Source organism: Micromonospora sp. NPDC050495 (genome assembly GCF_040655175.1).
GTDB lineage: Bacteria > Actinomycetota > Actinomycetes > Mycobacteriales > Micromonosporaceae > Micromonospora.
Genome location: NZ_JBFAJK010000027.1, coordinates 33,955 through 53,385, shown reverse-complemented (window position 1 = coordinate 53,385; position 19,431 = coordinate 33,955). Strand labels below are relative to the sequence as shown.

Annotated in this window: 13 protein-coding genes and 1 pseudogene; 11 read left to right on the top strand and 3 right to left on the bottom strand. The window is 73.0% G+C overall.

The window, feature by feature from the left end; genetic code table 11:
- Nucleotides 1-29: 29 nt before the first annotated feature.
- On the top strand, nucleotides 30-755 hold the full coding sequence (locus AB0I11_RS23240) for a methyltransferase domain-containing protein (RefSeq protein ID WP_357324118.1): 726 nt from the start codon (nucleotides 30-32) through the stop codon (nucleotides 753-755).
- A gap of 37 nt (nucleotides 756-792) precedes the next feature.
- Here the strand turns inward: AB0I11_RS23240 and AB0I11_RS23235 are convergent, their stop codons facing one another.
- Nucleotides 793-1,803 carry a LacI family DNA-binding transcriptional regulator gene (locus tag AB0I11_RS23235; protein WP_357324115.1) on the bottom strand — a complete coding sequence of 337 codons (1,011 nt, stop codon included), beginning with the start codon at nucleotides 1,801-1,803 and terminating at the stop codon, nucleotides 793-795.
- Nucleotides 1,804-1,952: 149 nt separating this feature from the next.
- Here AB0I11_RS23235 and AB0I11_RS23230 point away from each other — a divergent pair, with 149 nt between their 5' ends.
- The 7 genes from AB0I11_RS23230 to AB0I11_RS23200 all read left to right on the top strand — a co-directional run bounded on the left by AB0I11_RS23230 (nucleotide 1,953) and on the right by AB0I11_RS23200 (nucleotide 10,283).
- Entirely contained in the window at nucleotides 1,953-3,464 is a 1,512-nt protein-coding gene (locus AB0I11_RS23230; RefSeq protein ID WP_357324112.1) for an alpha-N-arabinofuranosidase, read from the top strand.
- Nucleotides 3,465-3,501: 37 nt separating this feature from the next.
- Nucleotides 3,502-4,830, top strand: a complete 1,329-nt coding sequence (locus AB0I11_RS23225) for an ABC transporter substrate-binding protein (protein WP_357324109.1) — start codon at nucleotides 3,502-3,504, stop codon at nucleotides 4,828-4,830.
- 6 nt (nucleotides 4,831-4,836) lie between these two features.
- The gene (locus AB0I11_RS23220) at nucleotides 4,837-5,802 is read left to right on the top strand and encodes a sugar ABC transporter permease (protein WP_357324106.1); all 966 of its coding nucleotides are present in this window, start codon (nucleotides 4,837-4,839) and stop codon (nucleotides 5,800-5,802) included.
- A gap of 10 nt (nucleotides 5,803-5,812) precedes the next feature.
- Complete coding sequence (locus AB0I11_RS23215) at nucleotides 5,813-6,637, top strand: carbohydrate ABC transporter permease (RefSeq protein WP_357324103.1); 825 nt, start codon at nucleotides 5,813-5,815, stop codon at nucleotides 6,635-6,637.
- Nucleotides 6,634-7,650, top strand: a complete 1,017-nt coding sequence (locus tag AB0I11_RS23210; protein WP_357324099.1) for a glycoside hydrolase family 43 protein — start codon at nucleotides 6,634-6,636, stop codon at nucleotides 7,648-7,650. Before AB0I11_RS23215 ends, AB0I11_RS23210 begins: the two co-directional genes overlap by 4 nt.
- A 262-nt stretch (nucleotides 7,651-7,912) precedes the next feature.
- Nucleotides 7,913-9,574 carry a family 10 glycosylhydrolase gene (locus tag AB0I11_RS23205; RefSeq protein ID WP_357324096.1) on the top strand — a complete coding sequence of 554 codons (1,662 nt, stop codon included), beginning with the start codon at nucleotides 7,913-7,915 and terminating at the stop codon, nucleotides 9,572-9,574.
- Nucleotides 9,575-9,743: 169 nt separating this feature from the next.
- Nucleotides 9,744-10,283 (top strand): phospholipase, encoded by a 540-nt coding sequence (locus AB0I11_RS23200; RefSeq protein WP_357324093.1) that lies wholly within the window; start codon nucleotides 9,744-9,746, stop codon nucleotides 10,281-10,283.
- Nucleotides 10,284-10,391: 108 nt separating this feature from the next.
- Here AB0I11_RS23200 and AB0I11_RS23195 read toward each other — a convergent pair.
- Both AB0I11_RS23195 and AB0I11_RS23190 read right to left on the bottom strand, forming a co-directional pair.
- Nucleotides 10,392-13,151 (bottom strand): annotated as a pseudogene (locus AB0I11_RS23195) (adenylate/guanylate cyclase domain-containing protein); the annotation flags it as partial.
- A gap of 156 nt (nucleotides 13,152-13,307) precedes the next feature.
- Entirely contained in the window at nucleotides 13,308-13,529 is a 222-nt protein-coding gene (locus AB0I11_RS23190) for a zinc ribbon domain-containing protein (protein WP_357324090.1), read from the bottom strand.
- Nucleotides 13,530-13,585: 56 nt separating this feature from the next.
- Here AB0I11_RS23190 and AB0I11_RS23185 point away from each other — a divergent pair, with 56 nt between their 5' ends.
- The 3 genes from AB0I11_RS23185 (at nucleotide 13,586) to AB0I11_RS23175 (ending at nucleotide 19,427) form a co-directional block, all read left to right on the top strand.
- Nucleotides 13,586-14,971 (top strand): lytic transglycosylase domain-containing protein, encoded by a 1,386-nt coding sequence (locus AB0I11_RS23185; RefSeq protein ID WP_357324238.1) that lies wholly within the window; start codon nucleotides 13,586-13,588, stop codon nucleotides 14,969-14,971.
- Between the two features lie 72 nt (nucleotides 14,972-15,043).
- Complete coding sequence (locus tag AB0I11_RS23180) at nucleotides 15,044-16,060, top strand: GNAT family N-acetyltransferase (RefSeq protein WP_357324235.1); 1,017 nt, start codon at nucleotides 15,044-15,046, stop codon at nucleotides 16,058-16,060.
- A gap of 94 nt (nucleotides 16,061-16,154) precedes the next feature.
- A complete protein-coding gene (locus AB0I11_RS23175) occupies nucleotides 16,155-19,427 on the top strand; it encodes a lamin tail domain-containing protein (protein WP_357324087.1) in 3,273 nt (1,090 codons plus the stop codon).
- Nucleotides 19,428-19,431: the final 4 nt, after the last annotated feature.

Below are 19,431 nucleotides of genomic sequence, written 5' to 3'. Positions count from 1 at the left end.
CCGGGTATCGCGCCGCCCGGAGGTGGCGCATGGTGGTGATGGCGCATTCGGCACCGTCGGCCGAGCGGCTGGCCGTGGTCGACGGGTTCCTCGCCGACGCGTGGACGGACCTGGCCGCGCACGACGACCGGGTGCGTGGCCTCGCCGTCGAGGTGCGCTTCGACCGGGGCGTCGCGCATCTCAGTGGCGAGGTGGCCGACCCGGCCGAGCTACGGCTGGTCCGGGACCTGGTGGGTCGACTCGCCGGTGTGCTGGGCGTGTGGGGCCGGGTGGGCGTGGCCGGGCGGGCGCCGGTGGTGGTGGACCTGGGCTGTGGGGCGACCAAGCAGTGGCCGGGGAATCTGGGGCTGGACATCTACCCGGCGCCGGGGGTGGACGCGGTGGCCGATCTCTCCGGCGCGCTGCCGCTGGCCGACGACTCGGTCGACGTGTTCTTCGCGGTGCACATCCTGGAGCACCTGATCGATTTCCTGCCGCTGCTGGACGACTGCCACCGGGCGCTGCGGCCGGGCGGCGTGCTGCACGTGATGAGCCCCTGGTGGCGGCACGTCAACGCGGTGGCCGACCCGACCCACGTGCGGCTGCTGGACGTGCAGACCTTCAAGGGCATCTGCGGTCAGCGCCCGCCGGGCACCCCGCGCTGGTACCCGCTGCACGTCGGCTGCGACGGCGCCTCCATCTTCGCCGACCTCACTCCCCTCCCACCCGACGCCCCGCCCCCGTCCAAAGCCCACCTGGCCCGCTTCTTCGACTGACCACCCCACCGCTGCGGGGAGCGCGAGGCGGCTGGGGTCAGGGTCGGGCGGGGGCGGATTCGCGGAGGGCGAGGCGGTGGGGGGCGACCAGCTCGCGCGGCGGGGCGTCGCGATCGCCGTCGAGGCGGCCGGCGAGCAGTTCGACGGCGAGGCGGGCGATCCGCTCCTTGTCCGGGGCGACCGTGGTCAGGGTGGGGATGGAGAAGCGGCCGTCCTCGATGTCGTCGAAGCCGGCCACCGCGACGTCGGCGGGCACCCGCAGGCCGGCCTCGTGCAGGGCGCGCAGGGCGCCCAGGGCGAGGGTGTCGTTGAAGCAGAAGACGGCGTCGGGGCGTACGCCGGTGGCCAGCAGGTGCCGGATGGCGGCCGCGCCGTCCGCGCGGTGCCAGGCCGGCGCGGGCGCCACCAGCCGCTCGTCGTAACCGATGCCGGCGTCGGTCAGCGCCTCGGCGTAGCCGGCCAGGCGGAGCCGGGCGCTGGCCCCCTCGGCGGTGCGCTGCGAGCCGATGGCGGCGATCCGGCGGCGGCCGAGGCCGATCAGGTGGGCGGTGGTCTCCCGGGCGGCGGCCACGTTGTCGACCATCACGTGGTCGGCCGGCGCGTGGTCGACCCGCTCGCCGAGCAGCACCATCGGCGTGCCGTGCAGCCCGGTCAGGTCGTCGGCGCTGAGTGCGAGCGGGCTGAAGATGAGCCCGTCGATCAGGTGGTCGCCGATCCCTCTGGCGGCCTTCCGTTCCTGCTCGGGGCCGCCGCCGGTCTGGTCGATCAACACCGTCCAGCCGTGGTCGGCGGCGGCGCTGACCACGTGTCGGGCCAGCTCGGCGAAGTACGGGATGTCCAGCTCGGGCACGGCCAGGGCGATCACCCCGGTCCGGCCCTTGCGCAGGTTGCGCGCGGACAGGTTGGGCCGGTAGTTCAGTTCGGCGATGGCCTGCTCGACCCGGGCCCGGGTGTCCGGCCGGACGTGCTCGTAGCCGTTCACCACGTTGGAGACGGTCTTCACCGACACTCCGGCCCGTTCCGCGACGTCCTTGAGCCTGTGCCGCACTGAGCTTCCCTCCGGGTGACTGCTGGGCCGCACTCTACCGCGTCACGACGATATAACGACCCCTTTACATCGTTGCTTACAACGTTGTAGAAACCAGGGACACCCGGTGGCCCAGCTCACCGGGACAGTACGGAGGAGAGGGTGGGACCGTGCCCAACGCGCAGTTGACGATCGACCCGGCGTTCCGGATCGGGCCGGCGGACCGCCGGCTCTTCGGTTCCTTTGTGGAGCACATGGGGCGTTGCGTCTACGGCGGCATCTACGAGCCCGGGCACCCCACCGCCGACCCGCACGGCTTCCGCCGCGACGTGCTGGAGCTGACCCGCGAGCTGGGCGTCTCGGTGGTCCGCTACCCGGGCGGCAACTTCGTCTCCGGCTACCGCTGGGAGGACGGCGTCGGACCGGTCGGCGACCGGCCCCGCCGGCTCGACCTGGCCTGGAAGACGATCGAGACCAACGCCTTCGGGCTGGACGAGTTCATGATCTGGGCGGCCGAGGCCGGGGTCGAGCCGATGATGGCGGTCAACCTGGGCACCCGGGGCGTGCAGGAGGCCTGCGACCTGCTCGAGTACGCCAACCACCCGGGCGGCACACAGCTGTCCGACCTGCGCCGCAAGCACGGCGCCGAGCAGCCGTACGGGGTGCGGCTCTGGTGCCTCGGCAACGAACTGGACGGGCCCTGGCAGGTCGGCCACAAGACCGCCGAGGAGTACGGCCGGCTCGCCGCCGAGACGGCCCGCGCCATGAAGCTGGTCGACCCGTCGATCAGCCTGGTCGCCTGCGGCAGCTCCAATCGGGGGATGCCGACCTTCGCCTCCTGGGAGGCGACCGTGCTGGAACACACCTACGAGCACGTCGACTACATCTCCGCCCACACCTACTACGACCCCTCGGACGGCGACCGGGCCAGCATCCTCGCCTCCGCCGTGGACATGGACGCCTTCATCACCGAGGTGACGGCCACCGCCGACCACGTCGGCGCCAAGCTGCGGCAGCGGCGCCGGCTGAAGATCTCCTTCGACGAGTGGAACGTCTGGTACCAGTCCCGCATGCAGGCCGACCTGGACCGGCGCGGCTGGGTGGAGGCGCCGGCGCTGATCGAGGACGACTACACCGCCGTCGACGCGGTCGTGGTCGGCGACCTCCTGATCACCCTGCTCCGGCACGCCGACCGGGTCGGCGTGGCCTGCCAGGCGCAGCTCGCCAACGTGATCGCCCCGATCCGGACCCGCGACGGCGGCCCCGCCTGGCGGCAGAGCATCTTCCACCCGTTCGCCCTCACCGCCCGGCACGCCCGGGGCACCGTGCTGCGCACCGAGCCGGTCGGCCCGACCTACGAGACGAAGCGGTACGGCGACGTGCCGGTGCTGGACACCGTCGCCGTGCACGACGAGGAGACCGGCGGGCTGGCCGTCTTCGCGGTCAACCGGGGCCCGCGGGACCTCCCGCTCGACCTCGACCTGCGCGGGCTGCCCGGCCTGCGCGCGGTCGCACACACCACCCTCACCGCCGGGGCCGACCCGGCGGCCCTGAACACCGAGGCGGAGCCCGCCCGGGTGACGCCCCGGGAACTCACCACCCCCACCCTCGACGGCGGCCGGTGCTCCGTGGCGCTGCCCGCCTGCTCCTGGAACCTGCTGCGGTTCGCGCCTCAGCCGTGACCAGGCAATACCGCATCCCGTCCCCCAAGGAGTGAGCATGATCCAGAACGAGATGAGCCGGCGACGGCTGCTCGGCCTCGGCGTCGGGCTCGGCGCCGCGGCCACGCTCTCGCTGGCCGGCTGCGGCGGCGGCAGCGCCACCACGTCCACCGGAGCCGGCAACGGCGGCAAGGACTACACGGGGCCGAAGGTCGACCTGAAGCTGTGGAACGGCTTCACCGGCGGCGACGGCGACATCTTCAAGAAGCTCGTCGAGCAGTTCAACACCGAGCACCAGAACATCGCGGTCAGCGTGGTCACCTACGAGTGGCAGGACTACTACAGCAAGCTGCCCGGCGCGGTCTCCAGCGGCAACGGCCCGGACATCGCGGTCATGCACATGGACCAGCTCGCCACCTTCGCCGCCCGTGGCGTGATCATGGAGCTGGACGACGTGGCCAAGACCCTGGAGCTGAGCGAGGGCGACTTCGCCCCCACGGTCTGGAAGGGCGGCCTCTACCACGACAAGCGGTACGGCATCCCGCTGGACATGCACCCGCTCGGCCTCTACTACAACAAGGCGGTCCTGCAGAAGGGCGGCCTGGACCCGAACAAGCCGCCGACGACGCGGGACGAGTACACCGCGGCGCTGGCCGAGCTGAAGAAGGCCGGCGTGCAGGGCTTCTGGGTCAGCCCGTTCCAGTTCACCGGCGGCATGACCTTCTACAGCCTGCTGCACCAGTGGGGCGGCACCCTCTTCGACGCCGAGGTGGCGAAGGCGACCTTCAACTCGGACCCGGCGGTCGAGGCGTGCAGCTGGCTGGTCGACATGATCAAGCAGGGCTACTCGCCGGCCAACGTCGGCCAGGACGCCGACTACCTGGCGCTGAAGAGCGGCAAGAACGCCTTCAACTGGAACGGCATCTGGCAGATCAACGACCTGAAGAAGAGCCCGGACGTGCAGTGGGGCGTCGCCCCGCTGCCGCAGATCGGCAGCCAGAAGGCCGCCTGGGCGAACTCGCACAACTTCACCATCGTCAAGCAGCGCGCCGCCAACGACAACAAGGCGTCCGGGGCGAAGGTCTTCATCAACTGGCTCAGCCAGCACTCCCTGGACTGGGCCAAGGGCGGCCAGATCCCCGCCCGCAAGGCGGTCCGCGAGGGCGCCGAGTTCAAGGCCCTGCCAGAGATCAGCGCGCTCGCCCCCGAGCTGGAGTACGCGGCGTTCCCGCCGGCCGCGCCGGGCCTCGGCGAGGTCATGACCACCTTCTACAACTCCTTCAACGAGGCGGCGCTGGGCAAGAAGTCGCCGAAGCAGGCGCTGGACGACGGCGTGGCCAAGGCGAACAAGCAGCTCGAGGACAACCGCAAGAAGTACGGGAGCTGATCCGCCGTGGCGGACGTGATCGAGGCCGGGGCGGCGCGTGACGACGCGCCGCCCCCGGCGGGGCGGACCCGCCGCCGGGGCGGGGTCACCGAGCGGGGACACCGGGCGACCCCGTACCTCTTCCTCGCGCCGTACCTGATCCTGTTCCTGGTCTTCGGCCTGGCGCCGATCCTCTTCGGCGCCTGGATCAGCCTGCACCAGTGGGACCTCCAACTGCCGAACCGTCCCTTCATCGGCCTCGGCAACTACCGGGACCTCTTCTCCAGCGACTCGGCGATCTACGGCGACTGGTGGTCCAGCGTCCGGGCAACGGCGATCTTCACGGTGCTCTCCGTGCCGCTGCTGGTGGTCGTCCCGCTCGGGCTGGCGCTGCTGCTCAACCGGTCCTTCCCGGGGCGGACCTTCTTCCGGGCCGCCTTCTTCGCCCCGTACGTCCTCGGCGTCGCGGTGATCGGCCTGCTCTGGCGCTTCCTGCTGGACGCCAACCTCGGCCTGGTCAACCGCCTGCTCGGGGCGGTGGGCCTCCCTTCGGACACCCCGTGGGTGACCGACGTGCCGTGGGCGTGGGTCTCCCTGGTCGGCGTGACGGTCTGGTGGACCTGCGGCTTCAACGCGGTGATCTACCTGGCCGGGCTCCAGGACATCCCGGCGGAGCTGTACGAGGCGGCCCGGGTGGACGGCGCCAACGGCTGGGACCGCTTCCGGCACGTCACCCTGCCGGGGCTGCGGCCGGTGCTGCTCTTCGTGCTCACCACCACGATCCTCGCCTCGGCGAACGTCTTCGGGCAGTCGTTCCTGATCACCCAGGGCGCACCGGGCGAGCAGACCCGCACGGTGGTCTGGCGGATCGTCGACGAAGGGCTGCGCGACTACGACGCGGGCCGGGCGGCCGCGATGAGCGTGCTCTTCGCGCTCATGCTGGCCGTGGTCAGCGTCGTCAACTTCCGGCTGTTCCGCTACCGGGAAGACTGAGGGGGCCACCATGACGACCGTGCGCCGGGTCGGGCGCTACGCCGTGCTGATCGGGATCACCGCGGTGTTCGTGACCCCGCTGGTGTGGATGCTCCTCACCTCGCTCAAGACGTACGCCGACGCGCAGCAGGACCCGCCGAGCTGGCTGCCGGCCCCGTTCTCCACCTACGGCTACGACCAGATCGTCCACAACACCGCCAACCCGGTGCTGCGCTGGTTCGTCAACAGCATGCTGGCGGCCAGCCTGCACACCCTGCTGGTGCTGGCCACCGCGTCGATGGCCGCGTACGCCCTGGCCCGGCTGCGGTTCCACGGCCGGCGGCTGAGCTTCGCGCTGATCGTCGGGACGCTCTTCCTCCCGCCCACCTCGCTGATCATCCCGAACTTCGTGATCGCCGAGCGGTTGGGCTGGATCGACACCCTGACCGTGGTGGTCGTGCCCGGGGCGGCCAGCGCGTTCGGGGTGTTCTTCCTGCGCCAGTTCTTCCTCTCCGTCCCGCGCGAGTTGGAGGAGGCGGCGGTGCTGGACGGGGCGAACCACTGGGAGGTGTTCACCCGGGTGCTGCTGCCGCTGTCGAAGCCGGCCCTGGCCACCCTGGCGGTGCTGTCGTTCCTGACCAACTGGAACGACTTCCTCTGGCCGGTCTACGTGCTGTTCAGCCCCGAGCGGCTGACCCTGCCGGCCGGGCTCGGCCTGCTCCAGGGCGCGTACGTGACCGACTACCCGGTCATCATGGCCGGGGCGGTGCTGGCCAGCGTGCCGGTGCTGATCCTCTTCGTGTTCGCCCAGCGCCACGTCATCCAGGGCGTCTCGCGCAGCGGCCTGAAGGGATGACCGCACCCGGACGGCGGCAAGCCGGCGCGGCGGCGGCCCTCGCCGCCGCGCTGCTCACCGCCGGCTGCGCCGCCGAACCCACCCCGTCGAGTACGCCGGAGGACGGCCCCGTGTTCACCAATCCGGTCATCCGGACCGACGCCCCCGACCCGCAGGCGATCCGGGTCGGCGAGACCTGGTACCTGGTCCACACCAACGCGGGCGGCCGCAACGTGCCCGTGCACACCTCCCCCGACCTGGTCGACTGGACCGCGGCCGGTGACGCCCTGCCGGAGCTGCCGGCCTGGGCCGACCCGGGCCGGACCTGGGCGCCCGAGCTGATCCAGCTCGCCCCGGACCGGTTCGTCCTCTACTACACGGTGGCCGACCGGGCCTCCGGGCGGCAGTGCCTCGGGCGGGCGGTGGCGGCCACCCCGCTGGGTCCGTACCGGGACGACTCGACCGGGCCGCTGGTGTGCCAGGCGGAGCTGGGCGGGTCGATCGACGCCAGCCCGTACCGGGACGCCGACGGCACGCTCTGGCTGCTGTGGAAGAACGACGGCAACGCCATCGGGGTGGACACCTGGCTCTGGTCGCAGCGGCTCAGCGACGACGGCCTGCGCGTGGTGGGCCCGCCGACGAAGTTGCTCAAGCAGACCGAGCCCTGGGAGGGCAGCCTGGTCGAGGGGCCCTTTTTCCACCGGCACGACGGGCGGCTCCACCTCTTCTTCGCCGCGAACGCCTACGACCGGGCGAGCTACGCCGAGGGCTACGCGGTCTGCGCGGGGCCCACCGGTCCGTGTGTGAAGGCCGCGGAGAACCCGATCCTGCGGTCGAACGAGGTCGCCTCCGGCCCGGGCCACGCCTCCATGGTGGAGAAGGACGGCCGCACCTGGCTGCTCTACCACGCCTGGCCGCCGGGCCAGGAGGGCAGCACCGACCCGGGCCGCCAGGTCTGCCTCGACGAGGTGGTGTGGACCGACGGCAGGCCCGTCGTCAAGGGCCCCACCCAGGGCCCGCAGCCCCGCCCCTGACCCGGTGCCGGAGCCGGCGAGCGACCGGATCTCGGCGACGGAAGGTGTCGAACAGGTCACGGATCGGGGTGGGCTTCGCCGCGCCCTCGGATGTTCGGCCCGACCTGCGCATCGATCCGTCACGGGGTCTTGCGCCACCTCCGGATTGATGAAAGTTTCCTACCAGGGACAGATATCGTGCGGCGAATCTTGCCGGATGCGCCGGACGTCCGCCATCACCCGACACCGCCCACCGTGAGCCCCAACGAAGGGACCGCACCGCATGAAGGCAACTCGGCTCAGAGCCGCCGGGCTGGCCGTGGCGCTGCTCGGCACGCTCGTCGCCGCCGCCCCCGCCAGCGCCGCGGAGCGCGACACGGCGACCGATGCCACCGCCACCACCTGCGTCACCGACCCGGCCGTCCCGAAGCGGCAGTTCCGGGCCATGTGGATCGCCTCGGTGACGAACATCGACTGGCCCAGCAAGGACTCCTGGACCGCCCCGGACCAGGTCGCCAAGCAGAAGGCCGAATACCTGGCCTGGCTCGACCTGGCCCAGAAGCTCAACCACAACGCCGTCGTGGTCCAGGTCCGCCCGACCGCCGACGCGTTCTGGCCCTCCCCGGTCGAGCCCTGGTCGGAGTACCTGACCGGGGTGCGCGGCCAGGACCCGGGCTGGGACCCGCTGGCCTTCCTGGTCGAGGAGTCGCACAAGCGCAACCTCGAGTTCCACGCCTGGATGAACCCGTACCGGGTGTCCATGCCGGCCCCCGGCGGCGCGGGCGCCGACATCAGCAAGCTCGCCCCGAACCACCCGGTGCGCCAGCACCCGGACTGGGTGTTCGCGTACCCGCCCGCCGGGGTCGCCGGCAGCCGGCTCTACTACAACCCCGGCATCCCCGAGGTCCGCGAGTTCGTCCAGACCGCGATGATGGACGCCGTCAAGCGGTACGACATCGACGGCATGCACTTCGACGACTACTTCTACCCGTACCCGAGCGGCACGTACCAGTACCCGGACGACGCCACCTTCGCGGCGTACAACCGCGGCTTCACCGACCGGGCCGACTGGCGGCGGGACAACATCAACCTGCTGATCCAGGAGATGGGCGCCAAGATCAAGGCGGCGAAGCCGTGGGTGAAGTTCGGCGTCAGCCCGTTCGGCATCTGGCGCAACAAGTCCGCCGACCCGAACGGCTCGGACACCACCGGCTCCCAGTCGTACGACATCATCTCCGCCGACACCCGCAAGTGGGTCAAGGAGGAGTGGATCGACTACATCGTGCCGCAGCTCTACTGGTACATCGGGCAGTACCCGGCCGCCGACTACGCCCGGCTGGTGCCGTGGTGGGCGGAGACCGTACGCGGCACCAACGTCCAGCTCTACATCGGCCAGGCCGACTACAAGAGCGGTGACCCGGTGTACGGGTCGTTCTGGATGAACCCGCAGGAGCTGTCGAACCACCTCACGCTCAACCGGTCGTACCCGGAGGTGCTCGGCAACGTGCACTTCTCCGCGGTGCAGGTGCGGGCCAACCGGCTCGGCGCCACCGACATCTACGCGGCCGAGCACTACTCCCGCCCCGCGCTGGTGCCCACCATGTCGCAGCTGCCGTCCCGGCCGCTGCTGTTCCCGGTGGTCACCGCGGCGCAGCGGCAGGACGACGGGATCCGGCTGAACTGGCGGCAGCCGGCGAACGGCAAGGGCCCCTTCGGCACCGCCACCAGCTACGCGATCTACCGCTTCGACGGGGTCGTCGCGGCCGGCACGTGCGACTTCGCCGACGCGTCCCACCTGGTCGCCTCGGTGCGCGGCACCGACGACGCCGTGCAGTCCTGGGTGGACACCACGGCTTCGGCCGACAGCCCGTACACCTACTACGTGCGGGCACTGGACCGGTCCTGGAACGAGGGCCCGGTCGGGCCGGCGCGGGTCGTGCGCTGATCCACCGACGAATGCCCCGGACGCCCCGGCGTCCGGGGCATTCGTCTGTTTGGACGCATGTCACCAACCCGTCGACCGGCTCGTCGCCCGGCGCCGGCCATTGATCGACACTGATCGACACCCGGACATCCCCGGTCACCCGTCCCTCGCCCACCCCGCGGAGGTTCCCGTGCCCCGACGTCTCACCACCGCCCTCGCCGCCGGCATGTTCTCCCTGCTCATCGCCCTCGGCGTCGGCTCACCCGCGGCCGCCGCGGTGAGCACCGAACAGAAGCTCTCCGTGCTCTACAGCTGGACCCAGACCAGCGCCGCCAGCTACAACGCCTGGAACGCCGGCCGGCTCAACAAGGCCGCCTGGTCCGAGTACGCCTTCGACTGGTCCACCGACTACTGCTCGTCCAGCCCGGACAACCCGCTCGGCTTCAGCTTCAACCTCTCCTGCTACCGGCATGACTTCGGCTACCGCAACCACAAGGCGATGGGCGTGTTCTCCGCCAACAAGTCCCGGCTGGACAGCGCCTTCTACGCCGACCTGAAGCGGGTCTGCGCCACGTACAACACCGTGGTCCGCCCCGCCTGCTACAGCCTCGCCTGGACCTACTACCAGGCGGTCAGCATCTTCGGCACGGTCGCCGCCGTGCAGCAGGCGGACATCGACCGGGCCGCCCGGATGAAGGCCGACGCCGAACGCCGCGCCGCCGCCCGCTGACCCGCCGGCCACCGCCCCGACCAGGGGGTTCGCGTCCCCCGGGACACCCGGAGCAGGACGCGGACCTCCTGGTCAGCTCGCGCTGGAGCGGCGGGACGCCGGCACGGTGAACCGCGGCGAGTCCGCCGCGAGGTCCGGATGCCCGACGGCCAGGGCCAGCTCGGCGGCGTCCTCGATGGGCAGCTCGGCGCCCGCGCCGTACGCCGCGTCGAACACCTCGTCGCCCAGCGCACGCCGCAGCTCCGCCTGCTGGTGCAGCCAGTACGGCCCGTAGATACCCGGCGTCGCCCGCAGGTACGCCCGGGTGGCCTGGGCCGCCCCGAAGAGCCGGGCCGCGATCAGCAGGTCCCCGCCCAACGCGCAGCGCACCGCGATCGCGTTCAACGTGTCGCAGGCCCGCCCCAGATAGCCGTGACTCATCCGGGACCGGAACGCCACCAGCAGATGCTCGTGCGCGGCGACCAGATCGCCCCGGGCCAGCGCGACCATGCCGAGCAGCATGTCCACCGACCGGCGGCCCCGCTCGACCGGGCGGACCGCCTCCACCGGGCGGGCCGCGCCGAGCAGCTCGGCCGACTCGTCCAGCGCCCCCCGGCGCCAGAGCAGCTCGGCGAGGTTGTAGACGGCGCGCAGCGCATCCGAGACGACGTCCTGCGCGGACGCCCAGTCGATCACCTCACGGCAGACCCGTTCCGCCTCGGCGAACTGTCCCATGTCGACCAGCGGCCCGGCCCGCCCGGCCAGCACCCGGGCCAGCAGCCCCAGGTCGCCGGCCTGCCGGGCGGCCGCCTCCGCGCGCTGCGAGTAGCGCAGCTCCTCGGCGAACTCGCCGTCCGCCCCGGCGTGCAACGAGTGCATGTGGTACGCCGCCGCCAGCTCCGCCTCCGGGATCGCCTCGCCCGTCTCGGCGATCCGGCCGTAGAGCCGGAACAGCCAGAGCCGCCCCTCACGGGCCAGCCCCCGCTCCCGCCACCACTGGTCCAGCCCGCCGGCCAGGTGCAGCCCCGAGCGGGCGCTGCCGCCCGTGGCGCACCAGCGCAGCGCCGCCCGCAGCTCTCCGGCGAGCGGGTCCAGCGCGTACAGGGAGAGCGTGACCGGGCGACCGTCCGAGCCCAGGTGGGCCCGTTCCAGCGCGTGCCGGGACCAGGCCACGTGCCGGTCCCGGGCGGTCCGTTCCTCACCGGCCTCGACCAGCCGGCGCGCCGCGTACGCCCGGATCGGGTCGAGCATCCGGTAGGTGCTGCCCGAGGCGTGCGGCTCGGCCAGCACCATCGACTTGTCCACCAGCACCGAGAGCGGGTCGAGCGGGTCGTCGTCGAGCAGCCACTGCACCGTGGACAGGTCCACCGGCCCGGCGAAGACCGCCAGCCAACGCAGCAGCCGGGCCGAGCGGGCCCCCAGCGTCCGGTAGGACCAGGTGACCGTGGCCTGCATGGTCAGGTGGCGCTCGCTCGCCGAACGCTGCAACTCCCGGCTCGCCGGAGTGGCCGGGGCGGCCCCGGTGGCGGCCGCCACCAGGTCGACGGTGTCCTGCTGGTTGCCGCTCCAGGCGGCCTCCGCCGGCAACGGCTCCGGCTCCGCCCGCCCGGCGTCCAGGGTGCCCAGCATGTCGTCGAGCCGCTCGGCGAGCTGGCCGGCCGAGAGCACCCGCATCCGGGCCGCGGCCAGCTCGATGGCGAGCGGCAGCCCGTCCAGCCGGCGGACCACCCGCCGCAGGTCGGCCTGCTCGGCGGGATCCGGCGCCCGGCCACCCCGGGCGGCCGTCGTCCGGTCCACCAGCAGCGCCACCGCGTCGCTCGCCCCGCCACCCGGGCCCGGGTCGACCGAGAGCGGCGGGATCCGCCAGACCACCTCACCGGGCACCCCGAACGACTCCCGGCTGGTGGCGAGCACCCGCACCCCCCGGCCGCCGGCCAGCAACCGGGAGATCACCTCGGCCGACGCCGCCGGCTGCGCGTCGCAGGTGTCCAGGACGATCAGCATCCGGCGGGCCGCCGCGTACTCGACCAGGGTGTCCACCATCGGGCGGCCCGGCTCCGGGCGCAGCCCGAGCACGGCGGCGATCTCGAACGCCACCAGCCCCGGGTCGGTCACCGCGGCGACGTCGACGAACCACACCCCGTCCGGGTACGCCTCGACGATCCCCGAGGCCAGCTCCACGGCCAGCCGCGTCTTGCCGGCGCCGCCCGCGCCCAGCACGGTCACCAGGCGGTACGTCTCGACCAGCCGGCGCAGCTCGGCCCGCTCCACCTCCCGGCCGACGAACGAGGTGACCTGGGTGGGCAGGTTGTGCGCCACCGCGTCGGCGGTACGCGGCCGCGGGAAGCTCCGCTCCAGCCCGGGCGCCACCAGCTGGAACAGGCGTTCCCGGTCGTCGAAGCCGCGCAACCGGTGCAGCCCCAGGTCCAGCAGGGACGCCCCGTCCGGGAGCGGGTCGGCGTGCCGGGCGGTCGCCGCCGAGCAGAGCACCTGTCCACCGTGGGCGGCGGCGGCCACCCGGGCCGCCCGGTGCACCTCGGGGCTGGCGTACTCGCCGTCGCGGGGCTCGGCGTAGCCGGTGTGCAGGCCCATCCGCACCCGCGGCGCGGCCTCCGGCGTGGGCCAGTCGTGGCTGGCCAGGGCCCGCTGGGCGGTGAGGCAGGCGCTGACCGCCGCGGCGGCGTCGCGGAAGGCGAGGAAGAACGAGTCACCTTCGGTCAGCAGCTCCGCCCCGTCGCTGCCGGCCAACGTGTCCCGCAGCAGCCGGCGGTGTTCCCGCAGTACGGGGCGGTAGCCCGGACCGAGCAGCTGAGCCAGCCGCGTCGAGCTCTCGATGTCGGTGAACACGAACGTCACCCAACCGCTCGGGAGGTGGAACCCTGGCGACATGCGTGGAACCTCCGCCCCTGACGTCGGTCTCATGCTGCCCTATGGTCACGCGGTCACGCATCGTGAGAACGGCCGGGCAGATTCCGACTCAAGGTGCCAAAGGAAAACACCGCCGGCAAGGTACAGATCGACCGGCGAGGGGAGACGGACGGCCGGTCAGCAGCCGCAGGCGCCGCCGCAGCAGCCCCCGCCGGCCGGGGCCGCGCCGCCGCCGGCCCGACCCGCGCCGCCCCGGCCGGTGACCGCGACGGTGGAGAGCAGCTTCACGGTGTCGGTGTGGCCCTGCGGGCAGGACGCGGGCTGGCCGGCCTCGGCCATCGGGCGGTTGACCTCGAAGGTGTCGCCGCAGGCGCGGCAGCGGAAGTCGTAGCGGGGCATGCCCTCAGGGTACGACCGGGCCTGACGTGCCGGCAGGCATGGGTGATACTCGACGGGTGGTGGACGGCGAGGAGCGATCGACGATTCGACCCCTGCGACCGGCCGCGCCGCCCGACGGCGTCGGCCCGGCGCCGCTCCCCCGACCCCGCCGCGCCGACCGCCGCAAGCCGGCCCCCGCCCCGCCGGAGCCGGCCGCCGCTGGTCCCGCCGCCCCCGGCAACGCCCCGGCCGCCGACGCGCCACCGGCCGGCAATACGCCTCCGGCCGGCGAAACCAAGCCCACCGGCACCACCCCGACGCCCCCGGACCCGTCGCCCACCGGCGACCCGGCGGCCACCGGCACCGGGGCCGCCGAGGCGGAGACGGCGGACGACGCGAGGCCCACCGACGCCGCCGCGACCGGCCCCAAGACGGCCACCACGGACGACGCCGCCGCGACCGGCTCGACGGCCGCGGACGACGGCGGGACGGCCGGGGCCGGCAGGGCGGAGAGCCCTCGCCCGGGTCGGCGCCGGCGGGTGCCGTTCGCGCACGCCGTGCGGCTGCCGGGGCCCCGGCAGCTCGTGGTTGGCGCGGCCCGGGCCACCCGGGCCTGGTCCCGCCGCCCGAGCGGGCGGGCAGCCGTGCCGGGCATCTTCCTGCTCGCCCTGGTCGGGGCGACCGCGGCGGCGGGCGCGCTGGTGGTCCCGGCCACCGTGCACCGGTCGCGGCCGGTGGCCGTCGACGTGACCGCGTCCGCCGGCGTACCGCAGGGCGGTCCGACCCCCGGGACGACCGACCTGGGGCTGCCCGGCGGGCCGCTGCCGACCCAGACGGCGCTGCCCGGTGGCGCGCAGCCGACCGGGCCGGGGGTCGGGCTGCCGACCGGCCGGCCGGCGGACGCCCTGGCCGGCTGGGCACAGCAGCTCAGCCCGACGACCGGCATCCCGGTGGTGGCGTTGCAGGCGTACGGCTACGCCGAATGGGTGCTCAGCCAGACCCAGCGCAGCTGCCAGCTCAGCTGGACCACGCTGGCCGCGATCGGGTACGTGGAGTCCCGGCACGGCTCCGCCAACGGCGCGAAGCTCCAGCCCACCGGCGTATCCACCCCGGAGATCGTCGGTGACCCGCTCGACGGCCAGGGTGGCCGGTCCCGGATCCTCGACACCGACCGGGGTGTGCTCGACCACGACACGGTCTACGACCGCGCGCTCGGCCCGATGCAGTTCATCCCGAGCACCTGGCAGGAGATCGGCGCGGACGCCGACGACGACGGCGCGAAGAACCCGCACGACATCGACGACGCGGCCCTCGCGGCGGGCAACTACCTGTGCAAGGGCGGCCGGAACATGACCATCCCCGGCGACTGGTGGGGCGCCATCCTGTCGTACAACGATGTACGCCGGTACGCCCAGGACGTCTTCAGCAAAGCGGACGAGTACGGGCGGCTCAGCGGTACGTGACGTGACGGCTCGCGTACATTCGCGGACTGAGCCCTTCCCCCGGGCACCCGTTACCGGCAAGCTAGACGGGTGATGGTGCGCGAGTGGGACCCCCGGACCGCGTCGTCCGCCGAGATCGCGTCGCTGTTGGACACGCTGAACGCGGTCCTGGCGGCCGATCTGCCGCAGGATCCACCCTGGCGGGAGAGTTCCCTGCGGGAATACCTCTCCGAGGTGATGCCGGGTGAGCGGCGCCTCTCCTGGATCGCCCAGGACGATCCGGCCCCCGACGGCACCCCGGGTGCCGTCCTGGGGCAGGTGCACGTGCTGCTGCTCGGCGGCATCGGCGTGCTGGAGGTGCTGGTCCATCCGTCGGTCCGCCGCACCGGCCTGGGCCGGGAGCTGGTCCGGGTGGCCGCCCGCCGGGTCTGGGACGAGGGTTTCCAGTCCATCGGCGTCGAGGTGGTCGGCGACACCCCGGCCGTGGCGTTCTACGAGTCGCTCGGCTTCGTCCGGGAGTACGTGGAGACCCGCAGCGTGCTCGACCTGGGCGCGGTCGACTGGCCGACGCTGACCGAGATGGCCAGCGGCATCGGGGCCGGCTACCACCTGGAGTTCTGCCCGGGCGGCCTGCCCGACGAGCTGCTCGCGCCGTACGCGCGGGCCAAGGCCGAGGTGCGCGACGTCGACGACGGTGAGCTGCGGCCCAGCTCGTACGACCCGGAGCGGCTGCGGGACAGCCTCGACACCCTGCACCGGCGGGGCATGAAGCCGTACATCGTGCTGGCCCTGCACGAGCGGACCGGCGAGGTGGCCGGGCTGACCGAGGTGGTGGTGCCGGCGCAGCACCCGACCCGGGCCGACCAGTACGACACCATCGTGGTCCGGGACCACCGCGGCTACGGCATCGACCGGGCCATCAAGGCGCGGATGCTGCTGGAGCTGCGCTCGGCCGAGCCGGCGCTGGCCGAGGTGCAGACCTGGAACGCGCAGGCCAACGAGGCCATGCTCAAGGTCAACGCGGAGCTGGGCTACCGCCCCGACCGGGACTGGTGCGAATACAGCGTGGACGTCGCCGAGCTGGTGCATCGGCTCGACGCACACCGATGACAGATATTCACCAAACGGCTGCCCGGGGGATGGACGGCGGGCAGTAACGCCCCTTAACGTGCGTTAGTTCCCGCCCACCCATCGTGGAGGCTTCATGCGCCCGCGCCGCACCCTAGCCGCGCTCGCGACCACCGCCGCCGTCTCCCTGACGGCCATCGGCGTCGCACCCCCCGCGGCCAGCGCCGCGCCCACCGACCTGTTCATCTCCGAGTACGTCGAGGGGTCGTCCAACAACAAGGCCGTCGAGCTGTACAACGGCACCGGCGCCCCGGTCGACCTGGCTGCGGGCGGCTACCAGCTCCAGTTCTTCTTCAACGGCGCCCAGACGTCGACGAACGTGGCGCTGAGTGGCACCGTCGCGGCCGGTGACGTCTTCGTCTTCGCCGCCTCGGCGGCCGCGCCGGCGATCCTGGCCGAGGCGGACCAGACGTACGGCGGCTCGCTCTACAACGGCGACGACGCGGTCGTGCTCCGCAGGGGCGGCACGGTGCTGGACGCGATCGGCCAGGTCGGGGTCGACCCGGGCACCGAGTGGGGCGCCGGGCTCACCAGCACGGCGGACAACACCCTGCGCCGGCTCCCGTCGATCACCTCGGGCGACACCGACCCGTTGGACGCGTTCGACCCGGCCGTGCAGTGGGCCGGCTTCGCCACCGACACCTTCGACGGCCTGGGCAGCCACCACGTCGACGGGGGCGGTCCGGTCGACCAGCCGGCCACGGTGACCTGCGGCGGCGCGCTGACCGTGGAGGCCGGCGGCACGGCGACCCGGCAGGTGAGCGCCACCGACGCCGACGACACCATCACCGACCTGGCGGTCACCGCGGTCGCCCCGGCGCCGGCGGCCGGCTCGGTCAGCCGTACCGCCTTCACCGCCGCCACCGGCGTGGGGGGCACCGCCACCGCGACGCTGACCGCGACCGGCCTCCCGGCCGGCTCCTACGCGGTCACCGTGACCGCGACGGACGCCGAGGGCGGCACCGCCACCTGCACCCTCACCGTGCAGGCCACCGCGCTGCTGTCGGTGGGCGAGGTGCAGGGCCGCACGGGCGACGACGAGAACGGCCGCACCGACCGGTCCCCGCTCGCCCCGGCCAGCGGCAACGGCACCAGCTCCGCCCTGTACGACGTGCGCGGCGTGATCACCCAGAAGTCGCTGACCCGGTCCTCGGCCGGGGCCGACCAGTGGGGCTTCTACCTGCAGAGCCGCATCGGCACCGAGGACGGGGACCCGCTCTCCGCCGACGGCATCTTCGTCTTCATGGGCTCGTTCACCACGCTGATCGGCGGCTACGCGCCGACCGTCGGTGACGAGGTGGTGCTGCGGGGCCGGGTCTCCGAGTACTTCGACCAGACCCAGCTCTCCAGCGCCTCCCTGGTCCGCAAGCTCGACTCCGGCCTGGACGTCGACACCGCGGTGCGGGTGAACGACGCGATCCCGCCGGCCGAGGCGGCGGCCGCCGACCGGTACTGGGAGCGGCACGAGGGTGAGCGGATGCGGGTCCGCTCCGGCAGCGGGGTCTCCGCCCCGCGGCACATCTACGCCTCCACCGCCGACTCGGAGATCTACGTGGTGGACCGCGAGGACCCGATCATGAAGCGGTCCGACCCGTACGCCCGCCGGGTGTTCCGGGACGCGCACCCGCTGGACGACATCCCGGGCACGCTCTTCGACAACGGCAACAACCAGCGGATCCTGCTCGGCGCCGGCGGCGTGAAGGCGACCGCCGGGGACTCGGCCGCGCTGCTGCCCGAGGCCCGCACCTTCGACACGCTGACCGAGGACGCCTACGGCGCCATCTCGTACGCGTTCAGCAAGTACAGCGTGCAGCCGGAGCAGCTGACGCTGACCGGTGGGGTGGAGCCGGCGGAGAACAACCCGCCGCAGCCGGCCGACCGGAACTCCGAGGTCGCGGTCGCCACCTACAACGTGGAGAACCTGTACGACTACCGGGACGACCCGTTCGACGGCTGCGACTTCGCCGGCAACTCGGGCTGCACCGGGGTCAGCCCGCCGTTCGACTACGTGCCGGCCAGCGAGGCGGCGTACACCGAGCGGCTGGGCGTGGAGGCCCGGCAGATCGTGAACGACCTGCACAGCCCTGACCTGGTGCTCGTGCAGGAGGCCGAGGACCAGGACATCTGTACGGTGGCCGACGGCAAACTGGCCTGCGGCGACACCAACAACGCCGACGGCGCGCCGGACACCATCCAGGAGCTGGCGCTGACCATCGCGGCCAACGGCGGGCCCGCCTACGCGGCGGCCTACGACCGGACCGGCGCGGACGCCCGGGGCATCACCTCGGCGTTCCTCTACCGCACCGACCGGCTGACGCTGGCCGAGGCGACCGCCACCGACCCGCTGCTCGGCTCCGCGCCCACGGTCAGCTACCGCTCGGCGGCGCTGCCGTCCAACGCGGACGTACAGAACCCGAAGGCGTTCAACGCGGTGCTGCCGGCCGACGTGGACCGCTCCACCGGCGTGGACGGCAGCAACGTCTACACCCGGGCGGTCCAGCTGGCCAAGTTCACCGTGGCGGCGGCCCCGGGCTCGGCCGAGCACTACACCCTCTGGGCGGCGAGCAACCACTACTCGTCCGGGCCGGACACCCGGGTCGGGCAGCGGCGGGAGCAGGCCGCGTACGGGGCCGCGGTGGTGCAGGCGGTGGAGGCGAGCGACCCGCACGCGCGGGTCGTGTACGGCGGTGACCTGAATGTGTTCCCGCGGCCGGACGACCCGATCGCCACCGGCGAGAACCCGACCCCGTCGGATCAGCTGGGCCCGCTGTACCAGGCCGGCATGCACAACCTCTGGGACGACCTGGTGGCGGACGTGCCGGCGGCGGCCTACTCGTACACCTTCAGCGGGCAGGCTCAGACGCTGGACAACCTCTTTGTCAACGACAAGCTCCACAGCGACCTGGTGCAGGTGCGGGCGGCGCACATCAACGCCGACTACCCGACCGACGCCGAGGGCCTGGGCGACCGGGGGGCCAGTGACCACGACCCGCAGGTGGCCCGGTTCCGCTCCCGCGCGTCGTTGAGTGTGGCCGACGCCGCGGTGGTCGAGGGCGACAAGGGCAACAGCACCATGACGTTCACCGTGACGGTGTCCCGGCCGCTTTCGGTGCCGGCCCTCATCTGCGCCACCACCTACGGCACCACCGCCCAGGCCGGGTCGGACTACGACCCGTACGTGGGCTGCAAGACCCTGGCGGCGGGTCAGACCTCGCTGACCTTCCCGGTGACCGTGCGCGGTGACCGCAAGCGCGAGGCGGACGAGCAGCTCAAGCTGTACGTGGCCGGCGTGCCGGGGCTCCGGCTCGCCGACGTGGTCGGCGTGGGGACCATCCGCAACGACGACTGACGGC

Excerpts from the sequence above, each read along its gene's own strand:
- AB0I11_RS23240 (WP_357324118.1), top strand. The coding sequence starts at position 30 with ATGGTGGTGATGGCGCATTCGGCACCGTCGGCCGAGCGGCTGGCCGTG.
- AB0I11_RS23225 (WP_357324109.1), top strand. The coding sequence starts at position 3,502 with ATGATCCAGAACGAGATGAGCCGGCGACGGCTGCTCGGCCTCGGCGTC.
- AB0I11_RS23215 (WP_357324103.1), top strand. The coding sequence starts at position 5,813 with ATGACGACCGTGCGCCGGGTCGGGCGCTACGCCGTGCTGATCGGGATC.
- AB0I11_RS23210 (WP_357324099.1), top strand. The coding sequence starts at position 6,634 with ATGACCGCACCCGGACGGCGGCAAGCCGGCGCGGCGGCGGCCCTCGCC.
- AB0I11_RS23205 (WP_357324096.1), top strand. The coding sequence starts at position 7,913 with ATGAAGGCAACTCGGCTCAGAGCCGCCGGGCTGGCCGTGGCGCTGCTC.
- AB0I11_RS23190 (WP_357324090.1), bottom strand. The coding sequence starts at position 13,529 with ATGCCCCGCTACGACTTCCGCTGCCGCGCCTGCGGCGACACCTTCGAG.
- AB0I11_RS23180 (WP_357324235.1), top strand. The coding sequence starts at position 15,044 with ATGGTGCGCGAGTGGGACCCCCGGACCGCGTCGTCCGCCGAGATCGCG.
- AB0I11_RS23175 (WP_357324087.1), top strand. The coding sequence starts at position 16,155 with ATGCGCCCGCGCCGCACCCTAGCCGCGCTCGCGACCACCGCCGCCGTC.